Here is a 26,249-nt window from a genome sequence, read left to right on the forward strand (position 1 = left end):
ACCGTTCCCTGCGCATTCTTGCGGCGTCTCTCCGCCGCTTTGCGCTCCGCTTCCTCGTCCACCACCCCTTGCGCCACGTATGGGTCGTCGTCAGTAGGCCGGGCGCTTATGCTGTTACGCCCATTGGCGTTCCCATCTCGCACCATCACCTTCACCCGATCCCCCGGCAGGAAGATTGCCCACATTCCGCCCGTTTCCCTCGCGTACTGCGGAATGCGGGCCTCCGCCACGTAGTGAACGCCCGGCGTCTTGCCGTCCATCACCTTTGCCGCTTCCCACCGGATCGTTACCTTCATGTCGGGCTTCCAGACCTCCGGGATACCAATGCAGCAGGTCTCGGCTCCTCCGCCAGCGGGGCCATCCTGATCCTCCTCGACTCGCCAGATATTGGGGCCTCCGCCGCGCATGCCGTTCTCTCCGGTGATGCCGAAGCGGGCGATGTAGCTCGGGGTGTAGTTCAGCCCGCTCACGCCGCCCGGATTCACGACGGGCGGCAGCTCATACTGCGCGTCATTTGTCACCGGTGCGGGTGATGTGCTCATCGACCCGCCATCCGAACAGCCAGCCAAGTGGAACAACGCAAGCGATATCACCAATGCTGCCAAGCACTTCACGGGTGCTCTCCTGCTGTCCACCTTGCCGCGGCCGAGTCCATAGGCTTCAGGTCCTTCCGGCAAGCGGCCAGCATTCGTCTCCGGCATCCTTGCCGGCCAGCGCAGTACGCTCATCTTGCTTTTCCTTCCGGACAATCCGCCGAGGCTTGAGAGGCATCGTGCTTGCAACGGCGCGCTGCCGCTTCGCGCTCCAATAGTTGAGCGAGGAGCGCCTCCGCTTCGGCCGCATTCGCTTCGACCACATCTGCCTGCCGTCGCTCCTCCACCGCTTCGCGGCGCAGTTCCGTCGCTCGATCTCCGGTTTCTTCCATCGCCTCCGCCTCGCGTTGCTTCGCGATGCGGCGACGCGCCGTCGCCGTTCCCTCCGCATTTTTGCGCCGCCTCTCCGCCGCTTTGCGCTCCGCTTCCTCGTCCACCACCCCTTGCGCCACGTATGGGTCGTCGTCAGTAGGACGGGCGTCCAAGCTGTTACGCCCATTGGCGTTCCCATCTCGCACCATCACCTTCACCCGATCCCCCGGCAGGAAGATTGCCCACATTCCAGCCGTTTCCCTCGCGTACTGCGGAATGCGCGCTTCCGCCATGTAGTGAACGCCCGGCGTCTTGCCGTCCATCACCTTTGCCGCTTCCCACCGGATCGTTACCTTCATGTCGGGCTTCCAGACCTCCGGGATGCCGATGCAGCAGGTCTCGGCTCCTCCGCCAGCGGGACCATCCTGACCCTCCTCGACTCGCCAGATATTGGGGCCTCCGCCGCGCATGCCGTTCTCTCCGGTGATGCCGAAGCGGGCGATGTAGCTCGGGGTGTAGTTCAGCCCGCTCACGCCGCCCGGATTCACGACGGGCGGCAGCTCATACTGCGCGTCATTTGTCACCGGTGCGGGTGATGCGCTCATCGACCCGCCATCCGAACAGCCAGCCAACTGGAACAACGCAAGCGACACTGCCAAAGTTCCAAAACATTTCATTGATGCCATCCTGTCGGATGCAGTCCGCTGTCGTCCGCAAGCTGGCTGCGAACCGGACATTGCCCTGTCCACTTCCTTGGCTCGTCGGCGACGAACGGGACTTGAAGGGTGTCGACCACTTCGAAATTTGCCATCTCATTCGCCTCGCCCTGCGCTACATATGAATCGACATTGCTCACCTTAAGAGTTCAAGCAGCTTGGGCGTCATGGCACCGTAGATTAGGAAGAAATAGCGAATCATCTTCCGTACTAACACTGAATCGAAGTAGCTACCAAACAGCGGTCCAAGTGCGCCGAAGAAGAACGCCGGCACGAGGAATACGGCCCCATTGATCAATACCACGTAGCCGACACCGTATATCGTGGGATCTTGTGCGCCAATTGCCGAGACAACGAGTAGCGCAACAGCACTCAGTGCTCCTGCCTTCAGGCTTTCCATCACCAACGCATTTCCCAGACGATGCGCCGTGTCCCCATCGGTTTGGCCCATTGAATTGGACTCAATTCCCTCCCGATGTAGCAACTTCCACAACGCGATACACAGACCAGAGACCCAAAATGCAGGAGCAGATGGCGCCGATAGCGAGGCATTTATAAAAATAAAGAGCACATCTTTTAGAGTGAAGATTCCATACACCCCAATGCCAAGCGCGACGAGAATGGCGCAAAACACGATGGCCAGAACGATCACTATGACAACTGCGGCTCCGCGCAGGAAGTCTTTCGTGAATAACAGGGCTGTCCTTGAGTAGATCGACTTAGGACGGAACAAGCGTAGTAGAAGTCGCTGCACCGACAACAGCAACAATGCACCCATTCCAGCGCTCATTGGAATGAGCGCCAACAGCATGGCAAGGTATTCGCCAATCTCAAGACTTGGATCGATGCGGCTCCTTGGGATCGTCGTGTTCAGCCAGAACCAAATGCTACATGCCGTTCCCAACACCGCACCGAACGTGACCGATTTCAATACAGCCTTCGCCTCAGCACTAGTCTTCATTGGGCGCTTGAGGTTAGCTATTGCGCTCACAATTCGTCCAATGTTCATCACGCGCCAGGCCTCCCACTTCGATCTTCCTTGTTGTTCAATTCATCCCCTCGACCCGTTTCGAGCCCTTCCCATACGTATCCAGGTAGCGCATCGATATGGTCACCGAGCAGGCGACCCGACCGCACTCTCGCTTCCAGGGCAGCACGAACCTCCGGATGCTGGTCAAAATCCAAACCGTATCGGTAGCTCAGTTCGCAATACCTCAGGCGACACATCGGTTCGGTGAGTCCCCAGGTGGCAACCCGCTGATACCGCGGCAGGAAATTCTCGAAACGCGTCACGTACGGGCCGCTGCCGTCGACGATGCCGCGTTCGATCAGGCTGAACAACATCTGGTCTGGCTCGCAGTGCGCAATCAAGTAGTCCAGTTGCTTCTGGTCCAGCTTGATATCCGCCGGGGCACTAAGCACAGCCGCGTATTGCGCGCCGCCATTGATTCCATTCCATCTCCGCGAGTGTCCGCGGTACTTCCATTGGTAGAGCGGTGCGGTCAGCTTCCCGGCAACCTCTGGGCCAAATATGTTCAGAAACACGGCGAGGTTGCGAGGATCGAAGTAGCGCACCAGCGACGACAGCTTGTCGCCAAGGTCGGCGACAAGAAACTGCTGGAGATGGACGGCTAGCGCATCGATGCCGGCATCACTCAGGATCAGGGAGATACACGGCATCTTCTGGTCCAGATCGTCCAGCTTTGTCATCCACGCCGAGTGGGGGTCCCCCACGCGTGCCAGGAACAGCGAAGCATCTCCCGCCGATTCCTCCGGCATTCCGGCATAGACGTTGCGGTACTCCGGAGCCTGCCGAACCAGTTGAGCGACGGCAGCAGGGAACTGCGCACCGTCGGCGAGTACATAAAGGGGCATCGTTGATGTCATGGTGTCTGTCGCGGCCTCAACGCATCAGTAGCGCCGCATTACTCTTGGCCGCCTTGAGCAGACACTCAACACAGACCGACTTTGTCTCGAACTCCACCGGCATGCTGCGGGGCACCGACTTCGCTTTTCTCGCCGCATGGATCGTGTGGCCGCCCGGGGTGTACTCGTTGATGTCACCGTTGAGCACAATGGCGCTGCCGCCACCCGCGAGGCGCAGTTCCTCCTCGGCGCTGATCTCGATTCGCTTCCCCTTCAGGGTGATCTTCAGCTTCGCCAGCAGGTTGATCGAATCCTTGAGCGCGCGAATATCGATGTCACCAGACGCGGCCATCAGCCTGATTCCGGCCTCATAAACAAACACCCGCCATGCCTTGCGCACATTGGCGAAAAGGCCGCCCCCGGTTGTCATGGAGATGTGTTGGCCGGCAGTCAAGGCCGCGTGCCCCCCACTGCGAATATGGGCGGAACCCGGTGTAGTCTGGATAATTCCTGTGGGGCTGGTGAGAACCAGATGAGGTGAGGTCATCTCTTTAAGGCGCCCTTCCCCCTTCATCGCATCGGCCTGCTGCGCGAGAACCTGCGACACGTCAGTGGGCTCCCCATCGTGGGCCTCGACTGTCCTGGCTGCATCGATAAGTTGATCGGCCTCGCGGGCGCCCTCCCTCAGCCCGTCCACCACGGCGCCCATGCTCAGTGCGTAGTCATCGCCGGACGGACGCTCATAGGTACTGATGAGCATGCCCAGGCTGGCGCGCAATGCCCCCCACGCGTCCGTGCGCAACTCAAAGCCCTCTCCTCGCTTGTCCGTGCGACCCGCGTTGGCCGGGATATCGACAATATGACCCAGCGCCAGCTCCGACGCCCGATAGTCGGAACCGATCTGCGCTTGCGGTTGGCCAGGCGTATCGTCCGCGATCACCTTGTTCGCGCGACCTCCGCCTTTTCCTTTGCCGTCGGCGAATTCACGACTGCGAAAGCCTGATAGTGCCTGTTGGTGAGGCAGCGCCCACGGCGGCATATTGCGCTGGTTCGGCGCGCGCCCTACGATCAGCGGGCAGTCCGGATCGCCGTTCAGGAAGGCGACAATGACTTCCTGGCCAATGCGTGGGATGTGCATGGCGCCGAACTGATCGCCAGACCAGCCATTGACGACGCGAATCCACGGGGAGGAATTTTCATCGTACTTCCCGTAGCGATCCCATTCGAATTGAATGATCACGTTGCCGTGGTCGTTGCACCAGATTTCCTGGTTCTTTGGCCCGGTCACTATCGCCCGCTGCAGGCCGGCCACGCGCGGCTTGCCGACCGTAAGTGGTGGACGGAAAACCTCGTCAGTCGGATGGCCCTCGAAGGCAACCTGGCACGCAAACTGCTGCCTGCTACCGGATTCAACGCCCACATCTTCCAGATCCAGCGTTGCGCCGGTCACGAGATACTCGCGATTCATCGCGGGGTTGTCGTGATTGCTGACCATGTAGGTGCAGCCCGCCGCAACGCCGCGCAAGGCCCCGACGCCTCGCACGCGCCGGCCAGACGCGCGGCGCTCTTCCATGCGGACTCTCGCCCGCGTGGCCCCAACAGACGGATCGGTAAAGTCGCCCGGGTATTCATAGCGATCAAGATCCGCAAATCCAGTATCGCGGGGCTGGCTGTTACTGGTGGTCAGATCTGCGCGAGGCTTTCGATGATCATAATCATTCAGCGTCACCTTTCCCGTACGCAAGCGGTTGACCGGATCGAAGCGGATCAGATGCTCCTGGTCGATCTTGAATCCGCGCGGGTAGAGGGGCAGCGTGTGATATGCCTCGCTGGTGAACTTGCGATAGGCTCCCGATTCAGAGGCCAGAATCAGCCGATGATGGCCGCCGTCATGCTCGAAGAAATAGGTAATGCCATACTCTTCTGTCAGACGCTGGATGAAGTGAGCGTCAGTCTCGCCGTGCTGCACTTCCCAGACCAGCTTCGGATAAACCGATGTGTCCAGCCGTTTCTCCACCGAGAAAGGATAATCTGCGAGGACCTCATCCAGAATCTCGATGACCGTCTTCTTCTGGAAAGACTTGAAGTCCGAGGTCCGCGTCGCGAGCCAAAGCCACGGACGCAAGGTGAAGCGATACAGCCGGTTATCGGCAACGCCACCCACATACTCGACTTCCGCTATGACTCCGGTGATCTCCCGGTGTCCGGCGCCAATCCCTCCTGGCAAACCTGTGCCCATGCCATCGAGTTCAATAGTGATGGTCATTTCGCGTCCGATCATTTCATCGGGGTCTGCTTCGGCCAGGAACTGTTCCGCAGCCGGCGAGACGGCACGCAACTCCACCTTGTAGGTAAATAGTTCGCTCAGTGCTTCATGACCTGATAGCCGTACAAACTCCAACTGCGGCTGTCCCAACAGGTCGGGAATTGCCGCACTGGAAACGCTGACGGTTCGAGGCCGGCCGCCGGCCGGACTTGCCAGATTGTTTAGCGCACTCATGAGATCAACTCCCAGTCATTGGGCAGACGTAATGCGTGGACCGGAACCAGAAATTTCTGTCCGCGCTGGACATGTCGGCCCCCGCCGGTCACGCTGATGCCACCAACGGGGACACTCATGACAATCAGGCTTCCTTGTTGCCCTTGATGTCGTAGCCAGCGGTCACTGCACCGCCGCTGCCGCCCTGTGCGTTCTGCACGACGTACTCCTGCTTGACCTTGGAGAACGACAGCGCAACCGTCTCGCGCATGCGCACTTCGTCCTCGATCGATCCCTTCGGTGCAACCTTGGTCACGACCACGTCGCTCATGGTGAGCTTGAGGTATTCGAGCGGGTTTCCGCCAGCCTTTCGCACCACCAGCACCGCCTCGTTGATGTGCTTGCCAGTCAGGCAATACTTCATCAGGTTGGGCGATGCACGATCGATGAAATGCTCGAACGACAAGTCCGAAACCGTTGCCTTGCCGGCGCCACCACCGCTTCCCGCGTGCATGGTCGACTGTTGTTCGATGCTCCAATCCCAGGCCAGTACTTCGATTTCATTCTTGTGCGACGAATCCTGGGACTCGCCGTCGATGCCGTTGATCTTCAGGAAGATGTCCTGCGCCATTGCAATGCTCCTTTTCGTTCAGGTAAGTGCAGAAATACGCCGCAGAAATGCCCGCCCCGGGAAACCGCGAGGCGGCGGCGCTTGCCGGGGAACTACCGGTTTGATAGCGGGGTGAAAATGCTCAGGCTGCGTCCTTGACCGACGGCAGCCGTGCGACCAGGCGCAGCGACACGGTCAGGCCTTCCAGCTGGAAGTGCGGACGCAGGAAGAACTTGGCGTTGTAGTAGCCGGGATTGCCCTCGAGTTCCTCGACCACGACTTCAGCGGCGGCCAGCGGGCGACGCGCCTTGGTCTCCTGCGAGGAATTTGCCGGATCCGCATCGACGTAGTTCATGATCCATTCGTTCAGCCAGCGCTGCATGTCTTCGCGCTCCTTGAACGCACCGATCTTGTCGCGCACGATGCACTTGAGGTAATGCGCGAAACGTGAGCAGGCAAAGAGATACGGAAGGCGCGCAGAAAGGTTGGCGTTGGCCGTGGCGTCCGCATCGTAGTATTCGGCCGGCTTTTGCAGCGACTGAGCCCCAATGAAGGCGGCATAGTCGGTGTTCTTGCGATGCACGAGAGAGATAAAGCCATTCTTCGACAGTTCGGCTTCGCGACGATCCGATATCGCAATCTCGGTCGGACACTTCATATCCACGCCACCGTCGTCGGTCGGGAAGCTGTGGCACGGCAGGTTTTCCACGACCCCACCGCTTTCCACGCCGCGGATCAACGTACACCACCCGTACAGCTTGAACGAGCGGTTGATGTTGACCGCCATGGCATACGCGGCGTTGCTCCACACGTACTTGCGGTGATCGGCGCCGTCGGTATCTTCCTCGAAGTCGAACTCGTCGACCGGGTTGGTCTGGATGCCATATGGCAGGCGCGACAGGTAGCGCGGCATGGCCAGACCCACGTAGCGCGCGTCTTCGGAGTTCCGCAGGCTGTTCCACGGCGCGTACTCCAGATTCTGGAAGATTTTGGAGAGGTCGCGCGGATTGGCCAATTCCTGCCAGGAATCCATCTGGAGCACGGACGGCGAGGCGCCTGCGATGAACGGCGCGTGTGCCGCTGCGGAGATCTTGGCTAGCGATCCAAGCAGTTCGACGTCCGGCGGGGTGTGGTCGAAGTAATAGTCCGCGACCAGGCAGCCATACGGCTCGCCGCCCAGTTGGCCGTACTCCTCTTCGTAGACGCGCTTGAAAAACGGGCTCTGGTCCCAGCCAATACCCTTGTAGCGTCGCAGCGTACGGCGCAACTCTTCCTTGGACACATCCATCACCCGGATTCGCAGCTTGTCATCTGTCTCGGTGTTCGAAACCAGGTGATGCAGGCCACGCCACGCGGATTCCAGCTTCTGGAAGTCCGCGTGGTGCAGGATCAGGTTGATCTGCTCGGACAGCTTCCTGTCGATGGCACCGATGATGGCTTCGATACTCTTGTACGCATCGTCGCTCATCGTAAAGGTCGACGCCAGGGCCTGCTCGGCCAGCGTCTTGACGGCCAGATCGACAGCTTCGCGAGCCTGGTCGGTCTTCGGGGAAAACTCACGATTGATGAGCAACGCAAAGTCGGAATGCTCATCCGTCGCGGCGGTCTGTTGTTTCTGTTGTTGTGCGGAAGCCATGGATTGCCCTATCGATGGATTGGATCAGGAAAGCGCTGAATCGCTTCAGCCGCCACAGTCAGGATTGGGCTGCCCCCTCGTCGCTCTCGGCAACCTGAGGCTTCGACGCCTTGGCAAGCGCCTGTAGCAAAGCGGGGTCCTGCAGCAGCCGGTTGATCAGCGATTCGGCGCCCGACTTGCCATCCATGTAGGTTTGCAGGTTTGCAAGCTGCGTGCGGGCTTCCAGCATCTGCCTGAGCGCATCCACCTTGCCGGCGACCGCGGCCGGCGAGAAGTCCTCGATGCTCTCGAAGGTCATGTCGACCATCAACTGGCCCTCGCCCGTCAGAGTGTTAGGCACGGCGAACGCCGCGCGCGGCTTCATCGCCTTCATGCGTTCATCGAAATTGTCGATGTCGATCTCGAGGAACTTGCGATCGGCCACCGCTGGCAGCGGCTCGGCGGGCTTGCCGGACAGGTCGGCCAGCACCCCCATCACAAATGGCAGTTCGATACGCTTTTCCGAACCGTAGACCTCGACGTCGTACTCGATCTGCACGCGTGGCGCACGATTACGAGCGATGAATTTTTGCGAACTGTTCACAACAGACATGAATCTCCTCAACGGGCTGGATGGACGTGCCGTGCGGCGTCAGGCCGCTTTGGCCTCGGAAATCTCTGGCCCGATGGCATCGGGGCCGGCAATGTATTCGGTGAGATAGGTGAGCGCGCGGGTCTTGTCGTCAGTCAAAGCGATCTCGATTGCGGCGATCTGGCGTTTTTCCGAAAGCGCGGACAGCCAGCGTCTGGCCAGTTGGGGCTGGATGACCTGTTCGATGAAGCTGATCAGTTGCCGCGCGCCGGTTTCCCCGACAGGACAGCGCTCGACGATGTGTGACACGACACCGTCGCTGTAGGTCAACCCGATGTCGTGCTGGTCGCGCATGCGCGCCACGACCCGGTCCAGGTGCAGACGAACGATCCTTCCGAGGTTCTCCGACGCGAGCGGGAAATACGGGACCACCACCAGACGCCCAAGGAATGCGGCAGGAAACACCTTGCGCAACGCCGGCATAAGGGCATCGCGCAGCGCAGCGGGCTCCGGCGCCACCGCCGGGTCTTCGCAAAATCTGGTCAGCAGGCCCGCGCCGCAATTGCTGGTGAGCAGCAGGATCGTGTTCCGGAAGTCGATGTAGCGACCTTCTCCGTCTTCCATGTACCCCTTGTCGAAGACCTGATAGAAGATTTCGTGCACATCCGGATGCGCCTTCTCTACCTCGTCGAGCAGCACCACGCTGTAGGGACGACGACGCACTGCCTCGGTCAGCACGCCTCCCTCGCCATATCCAACGTAGCCGGGAGGCGCACCCTTGAGGGTCGAGACGGTATGGGATTCCTGGAACTCGGAAAGGTTGATGGTGATGAGATTCTGCTCGCCGCCATAGAGCGTCTCGGCCAGCGCCAGCGCCGTTTCCGTCTTTCCCACACCCGAGGGCCCCACCAGAAGAAAGACGCCAACCGGCTTGTTGGGATCGGTCACCTGCGCACGTGCGGTCTGGATGCGTTCACCAAGTTGATCCAGGGCGTGATCCTGTCCGATGACCCGCCCGCCGAGCGTCTGCGGCAGGGCCATCACCGTGGCGACCTCGTCGGCAACCATGCGGTTGACAGGAATTCCAGTCCAGTCAGCCACGATCGCCGCCACCACAGCTTCATCCACTTCGGTATGAACCAGCGGTGCATCGCCTTGCGCGGCCCGCAGCGTGGCTTCGAGATCGCCCAGTACCGCGCGCTTCGAACCATTGATGTGCTCCGTTTGCGAATCTGCAATCGCGCGCCGATGCTCAAGAATGTCCGCGGCCAAGTCTCTTTGCTGCTGCCAGCACGCCTGTGACTGACCAAGTTGGACTTCGAGTTGCCGGATTGCATGATCGACCGCCGCAATCCGGCGTTCGTCGGCTTTGCCGAAACTGGCCTCCCTGGCCAGAAGGCTGGCTTCCGCCTGTGCAGCCGCCAGCTCCCGACGGAAGCTTTCGACGACGGCAGGAGGAGCATGCCCAGATAGCGCTACGCGCGCGCAGGCGGTATCCAGCAGGCTGATGGCCTTATCCGGTAGCTGGCGCGACGGGATGTAGCGATGCGAAAGCTTCACCGCAGCATGCACCGCCTCGTCGCGAATCAGCACCTGATGGTGCGCTTCGAATGCCTCCACAAGACCGCGCACCATGGCGATCGCGCTGGCTTCTTCCGGTTCCATCACCTGCAGTACCTGAAAGCGTCGGGTCAGCGCCGGATCTTTCTCGACATGGCGCTTGTACTCGCTCCATGTGGTCGCCCCAATGGTGCGCAACGTGCCCCGCGCCAATGCGGGCTTGAGCAGGTTGGCCGCATCGCCGGTTCCGGCCTGGCCGCCCGCGCCAACCAGCGTATGCACCTCGTCGACGAACAGGATGACGGGCCTGGGGGATCGCAATGCCTCTTCGAGCACCCCCTTCAGGCGGGCCTCGAACTCGCCTTTCATGCTGGCGCCGGCCAGCAAGGCCCCGACGTCGAGGCTTAACAGGCGAACGTCCCTCAGACTCGGCGGCATGTCTCCGGCGACGATGGCCTGCGCCAGTCCTTCGATCGCGGCGGTCTTGCCCACCCCCGCCTCGCCGGTCAGTAGCGGGTTGTTCTGCCGACGGCGCAGCAGAATATCCGTCATGGTGCGAATTTCGTGCTCGCGACCGATCACCGGATCAAGCCGGCCGGCTCTGGCTTCCTCGGTCAGGTCGCGGCAATACTGGGTCAAGGCGCTCTTGCCAGAGCTGCCAGGCGCCATCGCACCGCTCGTCTCCCCCGGCACAGCGGGGGCGAAGCCGCTACCGTCGTACGCGGCTTCCAGGCTCTCGGGTGACTGGGCGATGATTGCCGGGATGCTGTCAACCATGTCGTCCGCCCGTACCTTGGCGAACTGGCTTGAGATGCCGAGCACCGCGCGACGCAGTTCCGGCGTCTTGAGCAGCGCCGTCAGCAGGTAAGCGCCGCGCACGTGATGATCTGCAAACGCCAGCGTTGCATAGACCCACGCCCGCTCGATCGCGGACTCAAGCTGGAAGGCGAAGTCGCTGATCGAGGTCGATCCAGCAGGCAGCGCCGCCAGCGCGCGTGTGACATCAGCCTCGAGCGTCGGGAAGTTGACCCCAGCGTGCCTCAGCACCCGTTGAAGATCACCATCATGGGCCTGCAGCAGCTGGTGCAGCCAATGTACGAGTTCCACATAGGGGTTGCCACGCAGCTTGCAGAAGGCCGTCGCACTTTCGATTGCCTTGAACAGCGTGGGATTGAGTCGACCGAACAGCGCCTGACGCGAGATATCCATCCGATGCCTTTGTCAATTATCTGAATGGGCCACTGCGTATGCCCCCGAGACTGCCAAAATAGAATCTCTTTTTTTAGGCTATTTGAAAATCAACATGCATGCAATTCCCGACCCCAATCGGAATTGCAATATTCCCGGCACACTCGAACGATAATTTCCTAATTTCTTATTTATTCTGATTTCCTATTCCCTACCAAGGACCAGTTAGGCGGCAGGCAGTCAAGCCCAGAATAAAAAAACATTACGTGGCTTTGACTTAGGTCCGAAAACATAGGATTTCCACCGATCGCCAACGACCGAAGCTCAATAAAACCAATACCGATCAATAGCTGAATTACTAAACAGTTGTTATTAATATTTAAATCTGAATTTAATATAAATTGATTGGACGGGTTACGCTTTGAATTGTCGCGATTTACGATTATCATCGCTCCCCTTGGATCAACCGGGACAAGAGTGAGATGAGCATGCGCGACGCGGAAAGGCCGCTTATGGGCGACAGTTTTTCGGCAACGACCTGCGCGAGCGACAGCGGTATCTCGCACATGCTCGGCCATTCGCAACCGGATGTTGAGAACACGTTTGCGTTGCTGTCGCCCATTGGCCGTACAACGTTCACCGATCCCGCCGGCAACGCGTCGGCGGCGCCAACAGACGTGCTGGAGCAACTCCGGCGCGAGGCGGAAGCGGCCTTGCGCGATCCAGACTACGTAAGCCCTCATGCGATGGCGGTCGCCGTGTCAGCGACACCCGCCTTCACGCAGGCGAGTGCAGATCCGCTTCAATCCATGACACGCGCGGGACACGGCGAGGACAGTCTGCTCGAATTGCTCGAAGGCCCAGCCAACCTCAAAGACGTGGGCGATCGTCTCGACTCTCTGGATCGTCATGAACTGTTTGCGGTCCCACATGCGCCGGACGTCTTGCGCCTGTTCGCGGGCGGTCTCGCCCCCACGCGCCGACAAGACGTCGCCGCTCCCCTCACCCGCCGAGACCACCATCTCGTCTCCATGGACAGCGCCTATCGTCTGGCGCAAGCGCAGGAGTCCGGACATGGGAAGTGATGCGGGACCTTTCGCCAGCAATGGCGCTTCGAGGGCCGCCACCGTGATGCGGCAGCCAGGATCAACCGCTGGCGCAGTGAGTGCAGCTGGCGCTCGCCGAAGCACGGGATATTGAAGAGGCCGCCCCCCCAATCGACACCGACCATGACTGAGCACCGTCCCCCGCGTCGCCCGAATAGCCAATTGCTGCCAACGCTCTTTGACCGGCTGCGCGATGACGCCCCGGAGCGACAGACGGAAGCTTCAGGTGAGTACACCGTGACTCGGGCCCAGATGCGCGAGATCATCCAACGCGATCTCACCTTTCTGCTCAACACCACCAACCGCGAAGACGAAATCGACCGCAAACGCTATCCCGCAGCAGCCAGTTCGACCATCAACTATGGAGTACCGCCGGTTGCCGGCAGTTATCTGTCCGAACACAAGTGGAACGACATCGTCACCATCGTGCGGCGCGCAATCCTGGATTTTGAGCCCCGGTTGATTCCAGGCTCACTGGACGTCAAACCCCTGCTGAAGGAAGACGCGCCGCAGCGTTACAACACTCTGTTGTTTGAGATCAAAGGCCTCATCCATATGGACCCGTATCCCATGGCATTTACGGCGCAAAGCTCGCTCGACCTGGAAACCAGCCGGATGAGCGTCCAGTCGATCCACGCAAGCTGATGCCATGGATCCACAACTGCTCGACTATTACAACCGCGAGCTCGTCTACATGCGCGAGCTGGCCGGGGAGTTTGCGCAACAACATCCCAAGGTCGCAAAGCGCCTGGGGATGCACGGCACCGAAGTCGCCGACCCCTATGTCGAACGTCTTGTCGAGGCCTTCTGCTTCCTGTCGGCGCGCACGCAGATCAAACTGGACGCCGAGTTCCCGCGCTTCACGCAACGGCTACTCGAGGTCACACACCCAAACTACGTGGCACCCACGCCGTCGATCGCCGTGGCGCAATTCCGGCCCAGCCAGAGCGAGGGTGACTTTGCTCACGGGGTGGAGGTGGAACGGGGCACGGAAGTCAATGCAGCCCCGGCGCCAGGTGAACGAACGGCCTGTCAGTTCCGGACCACACAGCCATTGACGCTGTGGCCGATCGAGATTTCGGAGGCTCGTCTGACGGGCATTCCGCCCGATATCCGGGGACTGGAGCGCTATGTTCCAGCCCACGTGACGGTGCAGGGAGCGCTACGCCTGCGACTACGCTGCACGCGCGCTGCGACGTTCGATCAGTTGCCCGGACTGGATCATCTGCCGGTATATCTGCGCGGGGATGACCAGATTGCCTCTCACCTCTTCGAGCTATTGCACAGCGCGGGCGTCGCAACCATCGTTCTACAGCCCGGAGCGATGACCGAGCCCCCCTGCGCCGTCACGCAGGACGCCGTCAGCTTCGTGGGCATGGGCCCGGGCGAAGGTGCCCTGCCATTGCAGGCAAACAGTTTTCACGGGCACAACCTGTTACACGAGTACTTTGCGTGCCCGCAGCGTTTCTACTTTTTTGGACTCAACCAGCTGGCCCAGGGACTCAGCCGCATCCGAGGCAAGGAAGCCGAGCTCGTAGTCCTGCTCTCCAAGCCGCCGGGCAACCTGACCAGCCAGGTCGACCGCAACCAGTTCGCACTCTTCTGCACGCCAGTGGTCAACCTGTTTCCGAAGCGCACAGATCGCATCGAGATCACGCCAGGCCGTGCGGAGTTCCACCTTGTCGCCGATCGTCAGCATCCCCTCGACTACGAGATCTATGCCGTCAGGCAGCTCGCCGGACAGAAGTCGCAGCACAGTGCCGGCATCGAATTTCGGCCGCTCTTTGCCACACTCAACAGTGACGAAGGCAACCATGGTCGCTACTTCTCCTTGCGGCGCGAGCGCCGCCTGATATCGGAGCATGCTCGCAAATACGGTACGCGCACGGCATATGTCGGGACCGAGGTGTTCGTTTCGCTGGTCGACCAGCACGAGGCTCCTTATCCGGACACCCTGCGCCATCTGTCCGTGGACTCACTGACCACCAATCGTGATCTGCCAAACCTGGTGCCGCGCAATGGACTTTCCGACCTGACGCCGGCCGCGTCGATTCCAGTAGAAGGGATCGGCTTGATCCGCGCACCATCTGCCCCACGCGCGCCTTATGCGGACGGGGAGATGGCCTGGCGCCTGATCCGACTCCTTGGCTTCAATTACCTGGCGCTGACCGATCTCGACCATCGTTCGGGGGGCCAGGGCTTGCGCGACATGCTGCGCCTCTTCGTGGCGAACGACGATAGCGCGCATCTCGGGCAGGTCAAGAGCCTGATCGGCTCAAAGGTGAAGCCCGTCACGCGGCGGCTGCCGGGAAACGGTCCCCTCATCTACGGCCGCGGCATCCAGTGTCAGGTCACCGTAGACGAGAGCGGCTTCTCCGGCATCAGCCCGTATCTGTTTGGCGTCGTGCTGGAGCATTTCCTGGCCCGTCATGTGTCCGTCAACGTCTTCACCGAGACCGAACTGCATTCGATGCAACGCGGCCTCGTGCATCGTTGGCCCGTGCGCATGGGTGGCCGGAGCGCCGTATAGCCATGTTCAAAGGATTCGATGACAACGCGCCGCCGGGCGGTTACGCCGGACAGGCACCCTGGAAGCTGAGCTTCGCGGGGCTTCTGCGCCATCTGTCTGCCCAGCGTCGTGACTTGCCTCCGGTGGGGCAAGCCTCTCTGCCACGTGACGAGGCTTTCCGTATCGGTCAGCAAGCCGCGCTGACCTTCGCACCCCGCGAAATCGCGCAGGTACAGTCGAAGTCTGGCAGGCTCAAGGTGCAGTTATTCGGTCTCGGTATGCTGGGGCCGAATGGGGCGCTGCCGATCCACCTGACAGAGATTGTGCGCGAGCGCAGTGAGGCACACCGGGATAGCACGACGGCCGATTTCCTGGATCTGTTCCATCATCGCGCCACTACGCAGTTCTATGACGCGTGGGCCAGGTCGCAGTCCGCTGCCGGTCTTGACCGACGCGACGACGAAGTATTTTCGCGCTACATCGGCTGGTTGTCCGGCTGCGAAGGCGAGGAAATCGCGCGCAGTCCGCTGCCCGCGCACGCACGGCTTGCCGCCAGCGCGCATCAGGTCCGCGAAGCGCGCAACCCCGATGGCATTGTGACCACGCTCTCGCATTTCTTCCGGGTACCCGTCAGGCTGGACGAGTATGTGCTGCACTGGGTCGCGATCGATCCCGCCGAACACTGCCGCCTGGGGAACCCTGGCGCCTCGGGTGTTATGGGGCAAGGCGCCATGCTTGGCGAGATGGTGCCTGACCGGCAGCAGAAATTCCGGCTCGTAATAGGTCCGCTGGCGCTGCAGCAATACCTGAACTTCACGCCCAACGGGCGTGATCTGCCGACGCTTGTTGAATGGGTGCGCAGCTTTGTTGGTCATGAGTTCTTTTGGGAAGTCGAACTTCAGGTGATCCCAGACGCTGCGCCTCCCGCCATCCTGGGTTCCCAGGAACGCCTGGGCTGGTCTACCTGGCTGGGCGAGCCGGCCCGCAGCGGCACCATCACCGGGATGGTGTTCGAGCCCGAGCATTACGTAATGCACTGACCATGAAAACCAAGTCCAGGCCCGTACAGACCTCAACGACGGATTGTCCATTTCCCGAGCTGCTGGAGCCGGTCGCCCGCGGGCGCCCTTGCGGCGATGACCTCGAATACGACCCGGAGTTCGTTGTACTGCTGGCAAAAGCAGCGCCGAAATCGGACGCGCAGTACGGTGACTTCGTCAGCGCGCCCGAAGCCGTCAACTGGGCGGATCTGGAACGCGACTGCCGGCGCTTGCTACTGCGCACACGCGATATCCGCATCATGGTGCTGTTATTGCGCTGCCGGACGCGATTGGCGCAAGCCGCAGGCCTGCGGGACGGCCTCTCTGCCCTGGCGCGCCTCTTGTTGAAATGGCCGGATGCGATTCATCCACAGTTGATGATCGATGGAGAGGCCGATCCCGCCATGCGGGCCAACGCACTGGCCGCACTGACCGATCCCGAGGGCCTGATGCTGGATGTGCGGGATCTGGCGATCACGGACAACGCCGCACTCCGGCTGCAAATGCGGGATGTCGAGCGATCGCTCGGCGTGCCACGCCCTGCCGATGCCCTGGCGCCGGAATCGGTGCGCCGACAGCTACAGGAATTGCGGCAGCAACATAGTCCGACGCTGGGCGCACTAGACGAAGCGGCCGGATTTGCGCAGGCTATCGACGACTGGGCGAAGGCCCGCCTTGCGGACGATCTTGCCGACCTGAATCCATTGCGCAAGCTGCTTGGCATGATTGCCGACACCACTGTGCCGGCAACCCCGTCCATCGCACCCTCCGTTGCTCACAATCCGCTTCCCGAGACAGGCGAAAGCAAAGCCGCCGACGATCCTTGTCCCCCCGAGGTCGCCGCGCAGCCAACCGCCGAAGTGCCGGAGAACCGTGACTCTGCCCTGGCCCAGATTCTCACGGCTCGCCAATGGTTTGAAATCAATGAACCCAGCAGTCCCGTGGCGCTCCTGCTTCGGCAGGCCGAAAGACTGACCGGCAAGCGCTTCGACGAGGTATTCCAGGCCATTCCGGCCGACCTGGTGGAGCGGTGGTCACGGCAAGCACCGTGACCGATGCGGCTTACGTGAACGCGATGCCGCCCTTCGAAGCCTGGCGCTGACCTGCCTGGCCCCCAGATGCGCGTTGGCCACCACTGCCCGGCAGCTTGAAGAACGCCACCGCATCGGTCAGCAACCTGCCCTGGTCCTCGAGCGACTTTGATGCCACGGCGGCCTCGTGCACCAGCGACGCGTTCTGCTGTGTGACCTGGTCGATCTGCACGATGGCCTGGTTCACCTGCTCGATGCCACGGTTCTGCTCGGCCGACGCGGCGGCGATCTCGCCAACGATATGGGTCACGCGCGCCACGGCCTGGGTGACTTCGACCATGGTCTGCCCGGCCTCGCTGGCCAGCGTCGAGCCCGCCTGCACCTGCGCCACCGAGGCGTCGATCAGTTCCTTGATCTCCTTGGCGGCGTTCGACGAGCGCTGCGCCAGGCTGCGCACTTCGCTGGCCACCACCGCGAAACCACGGCCCTGTTCGCCCGCGCGGGCGGCCTCCACCGCCGCGTTGAGCGCCAGGATGTTGGTCTGGAACGCGATGCTCTCGATGATGCCGGTAATCTCGGCGATCTTCGACGAACTGGCGCTGATGCCCTCCATCGTATCGACCACGCGGCCTACCGTGCCGCTGCCCTGCTGCGCCACATCGGCGGCATTGCGCGCCAGTTCGCTGGCCTGGCGGGCGTTCTCGGTGTTGTGGCGTACCGTTGCCGTCAGTTCCTCCATGCTGGCCGCCGTTTCCTCCAGCGACGCCGCCTGCTGCTCGGTGCGGCTGGACAGGTCCATATTGCCGCTGGCGATCTCGCCGGTTGCCAGCGCGATGCTGCCGCTGCTTTCGCGCACGCGCACGACGGTTTCGGCCAGGCGGTCGTTCATGTCGCGCAGCGCGGCCAGCAGGCGGCCCGGCTCGTCCTGCGAATCCACTTCGATCTGCATGCCGACCTCGCCCCGGGCCACGGTTCGTGCCACATCCACCGCGCGCTGGATCGGGCCGATGATGGCGCGCGTCAGCAGCAGCCCGCCGAAGATGCCGAACGCCACGGCGGCTATTGCCACCACGATCAGGAACATGCGTTGGCGCGCGTAGTCGTCTTCGAGGTTGCGGATCATCTCCTGCTGGCGCTCGCGCGTGAAATCGGCATAGTCGCGTGTCGCCTTGACCAGCGCCGCCAGCAGCGGGCGGCACTCGGCATTCATCTTGGCGATGGCGGCGTCTTTCTTGCCGTCGAGCGCCAGCCCGACGATATCGGTCGCCACGGGCCCGTAGCGCGATTCGACGCGATCGATCTCGGCTACCCGGTCGCGCGCGTCCTGGCTCACGCCTTCGGCCATGATCATCTGCTTGAGCTTGCCCAGGCGCGCCGCCACATCGCTGTGCGCCTTGAGTACCTCGGCCTTTTCCAGGTCGAGATCGGACTGGGTGCTCACCAGCACCAGGTTGCGCGCGGCAATGGCCCGCCGGTCCACGGCGGTACGCACCTGTGACGCCACTTCGGCCCGGGCGTTGAGCCCGTTGATATAGGCGGCAAAGCCGTCGGTGGACCGGCTCAGCGCGCGTAGCGACAGCCCGGATACCACCAGCACCACCAACGCCAGCGTGCCAAACCCCGCAAGGAGCTTGGTCTTGATCGAAAGGTCTTTGAATTTCACGGTCCTTCTCCCTCTATTCCCGATTCAGTGGCCCAACGGCAGGCCTAAGACGATTGAAGCCATGGCGTGCGCCATGGCCGACATCGCTGAGAGAACCCGTTCTTTTTGGTCCTGGCGGGCGTCGTGGCGCCGCGCTCTGTTTAATGTCTGATTTGTCTGGCTAACGGCAGACATGGCATCGATTGACCCCTACGCGAGGAGGGGTTGAGGGGTAAATCGCATCGGTGTTTTCACTCAGGCAACGGATTGCATACCGCATTGCATCAATAAATTGCATTTCACATGCATCTTTCCTAGAATCGATTCCGTCACACCGCACGTTTCCTCACGTCTTCGCACGCCTTCCACGCTTTCGCGCTCTTCACCATGTCCGTCCTGCTGCAGATATCCCCCCCTTCGCGCACGCCGACCTATCGCGGCCTGCCCATCCTGGCCCTCGGTTTCCGCCCGTTCTACCTGCTGGCTGCAGCCTTTGGCGCCGCGGCCATGGCCGCCTGGGTGGCGATGTATCTGGGCTGGTGGATACCGGCCACGCAACCGTGGCTGGGCAGCATGGCGTGGCACGCACACGAGATGGTCTTCGGCTTTTCGGCCGCCGTCGTGGTGGGTTTCCTGTTCACGGCGGGCAAGAACTGGACTGGCCTGCAGACCCCCCAGGGGGCATGGCTGGGCGCGCTGGCAGGTGTGTGGGCGCTGGCCCGCGTGCTGATGTGGACCGGGCCAGCGTGGGCGGCCATTGCGGCCGATGTCGCCTTCCTGCCCCTGTGCAGCATGAGCTTCTACAGCATCCTGCGCCGCGCCAGGAGCCAGCGAAACTATGGCCTGGCGATTGCGCTCGGCATCATGGGGGCGCTCAATATCGGCTTTCATGCTGCCCTGCAGGCTGGCCGCATCGACTGGGCGCTGCATGCGGCCGAAGCTGCCACCGGGCTCGTCGCCATTTTCGTGACGGTAATCGGCGGCCGCGTGATTCCGATGTTCACCGCCAACGCCATTCCGGGCGTGCGCATCCGCCGCTGGCAGACGGTGGAACGCAGCGTGATCGCACTGACGCTGCTGGCAACGGTTGCCGCCGCGCTGCAGGCACCCGCGTGGCTGACCGGCGTGCTGGCACTGGGTGCCGCGGTCGCCCATGGCGTGCGCCTGTATGGCTGGGATTCGCATCGCACGCTGCGCAAGCCCATCGTCAGCATCCTGCACGCGGCGTATGCCTTCCTGCCGGTCGGCTTCGTGCTGATTGCCGCGGCAGCGGCCGGCTGGCTCGACCGTTCCACGGCGCTCCACGCGCTGACTGTGGGCGTGATCGGCTGCGCCATTATTGCGATGGTCACCCGTACCGCGCTCGGTCATACGGGACGCCGGCTGGAAACCGGCCGCATGGAGCACCTGGCCTATCTGTTCATGGTGCTGGCCGCCGTGGTGCGCGTGGCCGGCCCGCTCGCGCTGCCGGACTTCAAGCCGCAGGCCATCGCGCTGGCTGGCGCCCTGTGGGTGCTGTCGCTGGTGCTTTACCTGATCAAGTACACCCCGTTCCTGGCCCGCCCCCGACTGGATGGCAAGGAGGGCTGATACCAAGTCTCCCGGGCGCAACCCCACGTTGCGGTTTCAGTTTGTTGTGATACGATGACCTACAACTGATCGCGTCAATGACTCGCGACGGTTGCCTCATCGACCACCCTCGCAATACAGAACAAACGGGAGACATCATGCGTAAATTCACCGCGGCGCTGGGCGCCGCCATTCTGCTGGGCATTGCCACCGCGCCGGTACTGGCGCAGCCGGCCGACAGCCAGGCCGTCACGTCCGCCGCCGAAAAACTGCGCGTTGCCATGGTCGATCCGGATCAGGCAACGCTGTCGGGCCTGGTGGGTGAATCACTGAGCTATGGACATTCGGGCGGGCGGATCGACACCAAGACCAGCTTTATCGGTGACCTGCTCGACAAGAAGTCGGACTTCGTCAGCATCAGCATTACCGACCAGACGGTGCATGTGTCGGGCGATGTCGCGGTAATCCGCCACACGCTGTCCGGTGAAACGCTCGACAATGGCAAGCAGGGTACCGTGCTGCTCAAGGTGCTGCAGGTGTGGCAGAAGCAGGGCGGGCACTGGAAGCTGATTGCCCGCCAGGCGGTGAAGGCGGCTGCCTGAGCCACCACCTGCCTGTCTGCAAGTCCGGACATTGATAGGATGTCTGACATCTTTCGATAGACCCAGATGCAAATACAAAGGGCGCCCCCGCGCGGGTGGCGCCCTTTTTTATTGCGCGTCGCGCATGGAAATGCGCAAAACGCCGCAGAAACCGTGTGTCAGGGGACTTCCTGTACCATGTGGGCTCGCATCCTCGGCATCGCCCAAAGCCTTCGCCGCGGCAATGCGCATGCCGTAATTTTCGGGACCATCGGATCATCACCCGCGTGACTGAACACTCGACCCCATCCAGTCCTTCCCCCCAATCGCCCCCATTGCGTGACGTGCTGGCTTCGCTGCGCGCCGCCACTTCGGCGCAGCATGCCAGGCTGGACCAGGCGGACCTGCTGGCCCGTGTTCCCGCGTACGCCGACGCGGGCACACGTTAAGCCCGCGAGACCACGATGCCAGACGCCGCCGAACAACAGCGCCCGCAGGAACGTCTGCTTGATACGGCCGCGCTGTTCGACGCCCTGCCCGAGTCCTATCTGGTGCTCAATACGGCGCTCGAAGTCGTGGCCGCCAACGCGCGATACCTGGCCATGGCGGGCCGCTCGCGTGGCGACGTCCTGGGCAAATCGGTCTTCGACATCAATCCCTCGCTGTCCGAGGCCCAGATGGCGGCGCGCCGCGAGTGGCTGCTCGCCACGCTCGACAACCTGATGGAAGGCGAGTCGCGGCTGTCGCCGCTGATCCGCTACGACGGCCACCCTGCCGGCAACGGCAACACCGAGCGCTACTGGCAGGCCAAGGCCACGCGCCTGGACGGCGCATCGGACGCGGCATTCGTGCTGCAGGTCATGGATGTGACCGACCAGATCGTCAAGACCGAACAGACCCGCCGCGAGCACGCCAAGCTGCGTTCGCAGGCGCGGCTGCGCCAGGTGCTGGTGGAAGAAGCCAACGCGGCGCTGCAAACGCACCGCAAGCAGCTGGAAGAACTGCTCTCGTTTGCCAAGGTTGGCGCGTGGGAACTCGACGTCGCCACCGGCTTCATGGCCTGTACCGACCAGTGCAAGGCCAACATGGGGCTGCAACCGGACGACGCCATCGACGAAGCGCGGGTCTTTGGCGAGCTGATGCATGTCGACGACCGCGACATGGTACGCGCAGCCATGGCCGAGGCCATCGCAAGCCGCGCGCATTTCGAGGTGGAGTACCGCGTGGTCTGGCAGGACGGCGCCATGCGCTGGCTGATGTCACGCGGCGCCGCGCGCTACCTTGAGGACGGCTCGGCGCAGTCGCTGATCGGCTTCACGATCGACATTACGGCACGCAAGGCATCGGAGCTGCACTACCAGGCAGTGGCCCAGGAAGAACAGCGCGCCCGCAAAATCAGCGAACGGGGCGCCCGCGCCATGGACCATTTCGTGGCGGCAGTCAGCCATGAACTGCGGTCGCCGCTGCACGCCATTCTCTGGTGGACCACGCTGCTGGAGCGCGGCACCGATCCGGCCCATGTGCGGCGCGCAGCCGAAGTCATCGAACGCAATACCCGCCAGCTGGCCCGCATGGTCGACGACCTGCTCGACAGCGGCGCCATCGCGACCGGCAAGCTGTCGGTGGACCTGCGCGTGCTGGACATGGCCGCGCTGGCCACTACCGTGGCAGAGGATCTGCGGCTCGACGCCGAATCACGCAACGTGACACTGATCGTCGCGCCGGCACTGCCCTGCCTGGTGATGGCCGATGAACACCGGCTCAAGCAGGTGGTGCTGAACCTGCTGACCAATGCGCTGAAGTTCGCGGAGCGTGGCACGGTGGAACTGGCCGTTGCCTCGGACGGCGCAGATGTCGTGCTGTCTGTGCGGGATTCCGGCGTGGGCATCGCGCCCGAGGCGCTGGAGCGCATCTTCGAGCGGTTCGAGCAGGCGCACCGCGAACACGCCAATCGCGCGCCGGGGCTGGGGCTGGGCCTGTGGATGGTCAAGAACCTGGTGCTGATGCACAACGGCAGCGTCACCGCCCACAGCGACGGACTAGGCAAGGGATCGATGTTCCGCGTGCAACTGCCGCTGGCCCGGCTGGCCGGCGGCGCGCGCTAGCCCGCTTCGCAGCTAGCGCGAATACGGGGGCGGTTCGTTCAGCACCGCCCAGAACACGCCCAGGTCGTTGATGGCGTCCATGAAATCGTCGAACTCGACCGGCTTCACCACATAGGCATTCACGCCCAGATCGTAGCTCCTGAGCAGGTCGCGTTCCTCGCGCGACGATGTCAGCATCACCACCGGCACGCGGCGCAGCCGTTCATCGGCACGCACCTCGCGCAACACTTCGTGCCCATCCACCTTCGGCAGCTTCTTGTCCAGCAGGATCACGGCCGGATTCTCTTCCGGCCGGCTCGCATAGGCGCCTTCGCGGCGCAGGAAGTCGAGTGCCTCGGCCCCGTCGCGCACCGACACCACCGGGTTGGCAAGGCGGGACTTCTGCAGCGCGATCAGTGTCAGCTCGATGTCGTCAGGATTGTCTTCCACCAGCAGGATCGGCCTCAGCACGCTCGTTCTCCAGGTTTCTTGCATCTTTCAACACCGGCCGGTAAGGCTGGCCCGACGACACGGCCGCCAGCCGGGCTGCCGCCTCCGCGGCCGTTTCATTGACGCCGGCCGTGCCCTCGGGCACGAATTCGCGCGGCAGCGAAAACCAGATCGTGGCCCCGCGATCGATCTCGCCTTCCGCCCACGCCTTGCCGCCATGACGCTCGACAATGCGCCGCACGCTTGCCAGCCCGATGCCGGTGCCGGGAAACTCCTCCACGCGGTGCAGGCGCTGGAACACCCCGAACAGCTTGTCGGCATAGCGCATGTCGAAGCCTACGCCATTGTCGCGCACGAAGAACAGATCCTGGCCTTCGAATTCCTTGTCGCCGGCCATCGTCCCCACCTCGACCATCCCGGCCGGCCCCTCCGCATCGGCGCCACGCGTGCCTGTGAATTTTATGGCGTTGGCAACCAGGTTTCGCAGCACCACATCCATCAGCACCGGGTCAGCCGTGACCTCGCCCAGCGCACCCACCTTGAATTCCAGGCGCCGCGTGCCAAGATCTTTCGATTCCTCGGCCAGCAGGCGCTCGGCCAGCGCCCGCAGATCCACCCGTTGCGGACGCAGCGCGGCACGGCCCATCTGCGAGAACGCCAGCAGGTCGTCCACGAGCTTGCCGCCGAAACGGGCCTGCGCAATGATGCGCTCGACAAAATGGCGGCCACGATCCGACAGCCGGCTCTGCTCCATCTCGCGCAGCAGATCGGCAAACCCGACGATATGGCGCAGCGGCGCACGCAGGTCGTGCGACACCGAATACGAGAAGCCTTCGAGTTCGCGGTTGACGCGTCCCAGCTCCAGCGCCAGGTGCGCCAGTTCCTCGGCGCGCCGCAACACGATACCCAGCAACGCGCCGCGAAACTCCGTGGCAATCTCCAGCTCGGCCGCCCGCCATGGATCGCACCGGCCGCGCACCGTCTGCGTCCAGACCTCGAAGCTCTCGCGCGGCGACAGCGACGCCGACAGCCCCGCCAGCTTGGCGCGCGGGTCACCGGCCCAGCGGATGGTGCGCACCACCTCGGCCCGGAACCAGATCACATAGTTGCGAAACAGGCGCGACAGCGGCACCACCAGCATGCCGGCCGCCTCCGGCCCCACGCCCTGCGCGGCGGCATCGGTCCATTCCGCGGCCAGGTTGTCGGTGGCATGGACGTCATCGCCACGTGTGTCGAGCCACGCCAGCAGACGTTCGATGACGTCGTCGGCCGGGGCGTCGCCGATCCGGACGATGCGTCCTTCGAACACTGCCGCCGCCCCCGTGGCCCCCACCAGCGCCAGCAGGTCGTCGGCATCGCCCGCGAGGGCCTCGATGAAATCGTCTGTATTGGCCATCGACGCCAGCAGGCCGGTCTGGCGGCGACGCAGCGCCAGCCGGTGGCTGGCCTCGGCGTGGTCCTCCTTGGCCTCCACCTGCAGCGACAATACCTGCGCAATGTGCTCGCACGCGGTGCGCACCTCGAACGACGGCACGCGCGCCGTGGCGTGATGGCAGGAAATCAGGCCCCATAGCCGGCCGCGCACGACGATCGACATCGACATCGATGCCCACGTGCCCATGTTCTTCATGTACTGCACATGCACCGGCGAAATGCTGCGCAGCGATGCATAGGTCAGATCGGTGGGCTGGCCCGTGGCGGGATGCAATGCCGGCACCAGCGGCGCTGCTGCGTAGTCGGCATCGGCGATCAGGCGGATACGGTTGCGCACGTACAGCGCGCGCGCCTGCGGGGGAATGTCTGTCGCCGGGAACCGCTGCCCAAGGTAGCTGGCGTAGCCGGCATCCATCGACTCGGCCAGCACGTGGCCGTGCCCCTCGTCATCGAACGCGTACACCATGGTGCGGCCGAAACCGGTGATGCGATGCACTTCCTCGGCCGCCAGGCGCGCCAGCCCCTGAACGTTGTCCACGTCCTGCAGGCTGTTGATAAAGGTCCTGACCAGCGGATAGATCGAAGCGAAAACATCTGCGGTGCCGCGCGCGGGCTCGAATTCGACGATGCGCGCGCCCTGCCAGATATGGACGACGATCGCCAGCGGCGAATACAGCCCGGCCGCCGCGCCGTCGCGCAGGCTGCGCGGGTCCGGCACCGAGCCGGCATAGAGCGGCATGCCGTCGCCCTTCAGTGTCGCCAGCGCATCGAGCGCCAGCGCGGCACCGTCACCGACCAGCGCCGCCAATGGCAGGCCCAGCAACTGATCGGCTTCGCCCAACGCCTTGCCGGCCAGCAGCGCCGTGTTCGCGCTGGCCTGCACGACGTGTCCCGCGTCGTCGACGCTGACCAGGAAGCCGTGCGGCTGGATGCCGCCGGGAATATGAATCGCTTCTTTGGCGCAATCCCCGGCCGGTGTCGCAGCCGTGGATGTGGGGTGGTGAACCATGCTTGCTCCGCCATGAGGCATGGCGCCGATTGTGGCACAGCAACGGGGCCGTCGCTTGCTTTGTGCGGAATTGACAGCACATTGGCGCGCCATAGGTAAAAACTGCAAGCGCCGCCGGCGGTGCGCGGCGCTGGCCTTGGTCCGCCTGGCTACCCGCAAGCGGGGGGACTGGGCGTGTCCGTTACCCAAGGCCTACGCCGGGATGCTGTCGCGTTACTCACTGAACGCGTAGCCCCCAGGGGCCCCGGCCCGGCGCCAGTGGC

Annotated in this window: 20 protein-coding genes; 8 read left to right on the forward strand and 12 right to left on the reverse strand. The window is 62.8% G+C overall.

What is annotated here, in order from left to right; translation table 11 throughout:
* The 9 genes from A9J21_RS28930 to tssH form a co-directional block, all read right to left on the reverse strand.
* Nucleotides 1-728: DUF3304 domain-containing protein (locus A9J21_RS28930; protein ID WP_156546318.1), on the reverse strand; the 728-nt coding region annotated here is incomplete at its 3' end.
* Complete coding sequence (locus A9J21_RS28935; protein WP_197497591.1) at nt 725-1,510, reverse strand: DUF3304 domain-containing protein; 786 nt, start codon at nt 1,508-1,510, stop codon at nt 725-727. The genes A9J21_RS28930 and A9J21_RS28935, both read right to left, overlap by 4 nt.
* Nucleotides 1,511-1,757: 247 nt before the next feature.
* Entirely contained in the window at nt 1,758-2,633 is an 876-nt protein-coding gene (locus tag A9J21_RS28940; RefSeq protein WP_156546322.1) for a hypothetical protein, read from the reverse strand.
* Nucleotides 2,630-3,508: a DUF4123 domain-containing protein gene (locus tag A9J21_RS28945; protein ID WP_066742141.1), complete on the reverse strand. Its 879-nt coding sequence runs from the start codon at nt 3,506-3,508 to the stop codon at nt 2,630-2,632. Before A9J21_RS28945 ends, A9J21_RS28940 begins: the two co-directional genes overlap by 4 nt.
* 16 nt (nt 3,509-3,524) lie before the next feature.
* The gene (locus A9J21_RS28950; RefSeq protein ID WP_066742144.1) at nt 3,525-5,987 is read right to left on the reverse strand and encodes a type VI secretion system Vgr family protein; all 2,463 of its coding nucleotides are present in this window, start codon (nt 5,985-5,987) and stop codon (nt 3,525-3,527) included.
* Nucleotides 5,988-6,111: 124 nt separating this feature from the next.
* Entirely contained in the window at nt 6,112-6,597 is a 486-nt protein-coding gene (locus A9J21_RS28955) for an Hcp family type VI secretion system effector (RefSeq protein ID WP_066742146.1), read from the reverse strand.
* A gap of 121 nt (nt 6,598-6,718) precedes the next feature.
* Nucleotides 6,719-8,212: a type VI secretion system contractile sheath large subunit gene (gene tssC, locus A9J21_RS28960; RefSeq protein WP_066742148.1), complete on the reverse strand. Its 1,494-nt coding sequence runs from the start codon at nt 8,210-8,212 to the stop codon at nt 6,719-6,721.
* Nucleotides 8,213-8,270: 58 nt separating this feature from the next.
* Nucleotides 8,271-8,804, reverse strand: coding sequence for a type VI secretion system contractile sheath small subunit (gene tssB / locus A9J21_RS28965; protein ID WP_066742151.1), 534 nt, complete (start codon nt 8,802-8,804; stop codon nt 8,271-8,273).
* 39 nt (nt 8,805-8,843) lie between these two features.
* Nucleotides 8,844-11,552, reverse strand: coding sequence for a type VI secretion system ATPase TssH (gene tssH / locus A9J21_RS28970; RefSeq protein ID WP_066742154.1), 2,709 nt, complete (start codon nt 11,550-11,552; stop codon nt 8,844-8,846).
* A 461-nt stretch (nt 11,553-12,013) separates the two neighbouring features.
* Here tssH and A9J21_RS31825 point away from each other — a divergent pair, with 461 nt between their 5' ends.
* From A9J21_RS31825 to A9J21_RS28995, 5 genes are all read left to right on the forward strand, one after another.
* On the forward strand, nt 12,014-12,616 hold the full coding sequence (locus A9J21_RS31825; RefSeq protein ID WP_156546326.1) for a TagK domain-containing protein: 603 nt from the start codon (nt 12,014-12,016) through the stop codon (nt 12,614-12,616).
* A 144-nt stretch (nt 12,617-12,760) separates the two neighbouring features.
* Nucleotides 12,761-13,282 (forward strand): type VI secretion system baseplate subunit TssE, encoded by a 522-nt coding sequence (tssE, locus tag A9J21_RS28980; protein WP_066742160.1) that lies wholly within the window; start codon nt 12,761-12,763, stop codon nt 13,280-13,282.
* Nucleotides 13,283-13,286: 4 nt separating this feature from the next.
* Entirely contained in the window at nt 13,287-15,167 is a 1,881-nt protein-coding gene (gene tssF, locus A9J21_RS28985; RefSeq protein WP_066742162.1) for a type VI secretion system baseplate subunit TssF, read from the forward strand.
* A gap of 2 nt (nt 15,168-15,169) precedes the next feature.
* Nucleotides 15,170-16,186: a type VI secretion system baseplate subunit TssG gene (gene tssG, locus A9J21_RS28990; RefSeq protein WP_066742553.1), complete on the forward strand. Its 1,017-nt coding sequence runs from the start codon at nt 15,170-15,172 to the stop codon at nt 16,184-16,186.
* A gap of 2 nt (nt 16,187-16,188) precedes the next feature.
* Nucleotides 16,189-17,238, forward strand: coding sequence for an ImpA family type VI secretion system protein (locus A9J21_RS28995; protein WP_066742164.1), 1,050 nt, complete (start codon nt 16,189-16,191; stop codon nt 17,236-17,238).
* A gap of 10 nt (nt 17,239-17,248) precedes the next feature.
* Here A9J21_RS28995 and A9J21_RS29000 read toward each other — a convergent pair whose 3' ends face one another.
* Nucleotides 17,249-18,880 carry a methyl-accepting chemotaxis protein gene (locus A9J21_RS29000; protein ID WP_066742166.1) on the reverse strand — a complete coding sequence of 544 codons (1,632 nt, stop codon included), beginning with the start codon at nt 18,878-18,880 and terminating at the stop codon, nt 17,249-17,251.
* Between the two features lie 366 nt (nt 18,881-19,246).
* Here A9J21_RS29000 and A9J21_RS29005 point away from each other — a divergent pair, with 366 nt between their 5' ends.
* The 3 genes from A9J21_RS29005 (at nt 19,247) to A9J21_RS29015 (ending at nt 23,114) form a co-directional block, all read left to right on the forward strand.
* Nucleotides 19,247-20,449: an NnrS family protein gene (locus tag A9J21_RS29005; RefSeq protein ID WP_066742169.1), complete on the forward strand. Its 1,203-nt coding sequence runs from the start codon at nt 19,247-19,249 to the stop codon at nt 20,447-20,449.
* A 137-nt stretch (nt 20,450-20,586) separates the two neighbouring features.
* Entirely contained in the window at nt 20,587-21,030 is a 444-nt protein-coding gene (locus tag A9J21_RS29010; protein WP_066742173.1) for a nuclear transport factor 2 family protein, read from the forward strand.
* 443 nt (nt 21,031-21,473) lie between these two features.
* A complete protein-coding gene (locus A9J21_RS29015; RefSeq protein ID WP_066742176.1) occupies nt 21,474-23,114 on the forward strand; it encodes a PAS domain-containing sensor histidine kinase in 1,641 nt (546 codons plus the stop codon).
* A 12-nt stretch (nt 23,115-23,126) separates the two neighbouring features.
* Here the strand turns inward: A9J21_RS29015 and A9J21_RS29020 are convergent, their stop codons facing one another.
* Together A9J21_RS29020 and A9J21_RS29025 are read right to left on the reverse strand one after the other, a co-directional pair.
* Nucleotides 23,127-23,564, reverse strand: a complete 438-nt coding sequence (locus A9J21_RS29020; RefSeq protein WP_066742178.1) for a response regulator — start codon at nt 23,562-23,564, stop codon at nt 23,127-23,129.
* Nucleotides 23,527-25,986: an ATP-binding protein gene (locus A9J21_RS29025; RefSeq protein WP_066742180.1), complete on the reverse strand. Its 2,460-nt coding sequence runs from the start codon at nt 25,984-25,986 to the stop codon at nt 23,527-23,529. The genes A9J21_RS29020 and A9J21_RS29025 overlap by 38 nt, the downstream gene beginning before the upstream one ends.
* Nucleotides 25,987-26,249: the final 263 nt, after the last annotated feature.

Origin of the sequence: Cupriavidus sp. D384 (assembly GCF_001652915.1) — a bacterium.
Taxonomy (GTDB): Bacteria; Pseudomonadota; Gammaproteobacteria; order Burkholderiales; family Burkholderiaceae; genus Cupriavidus.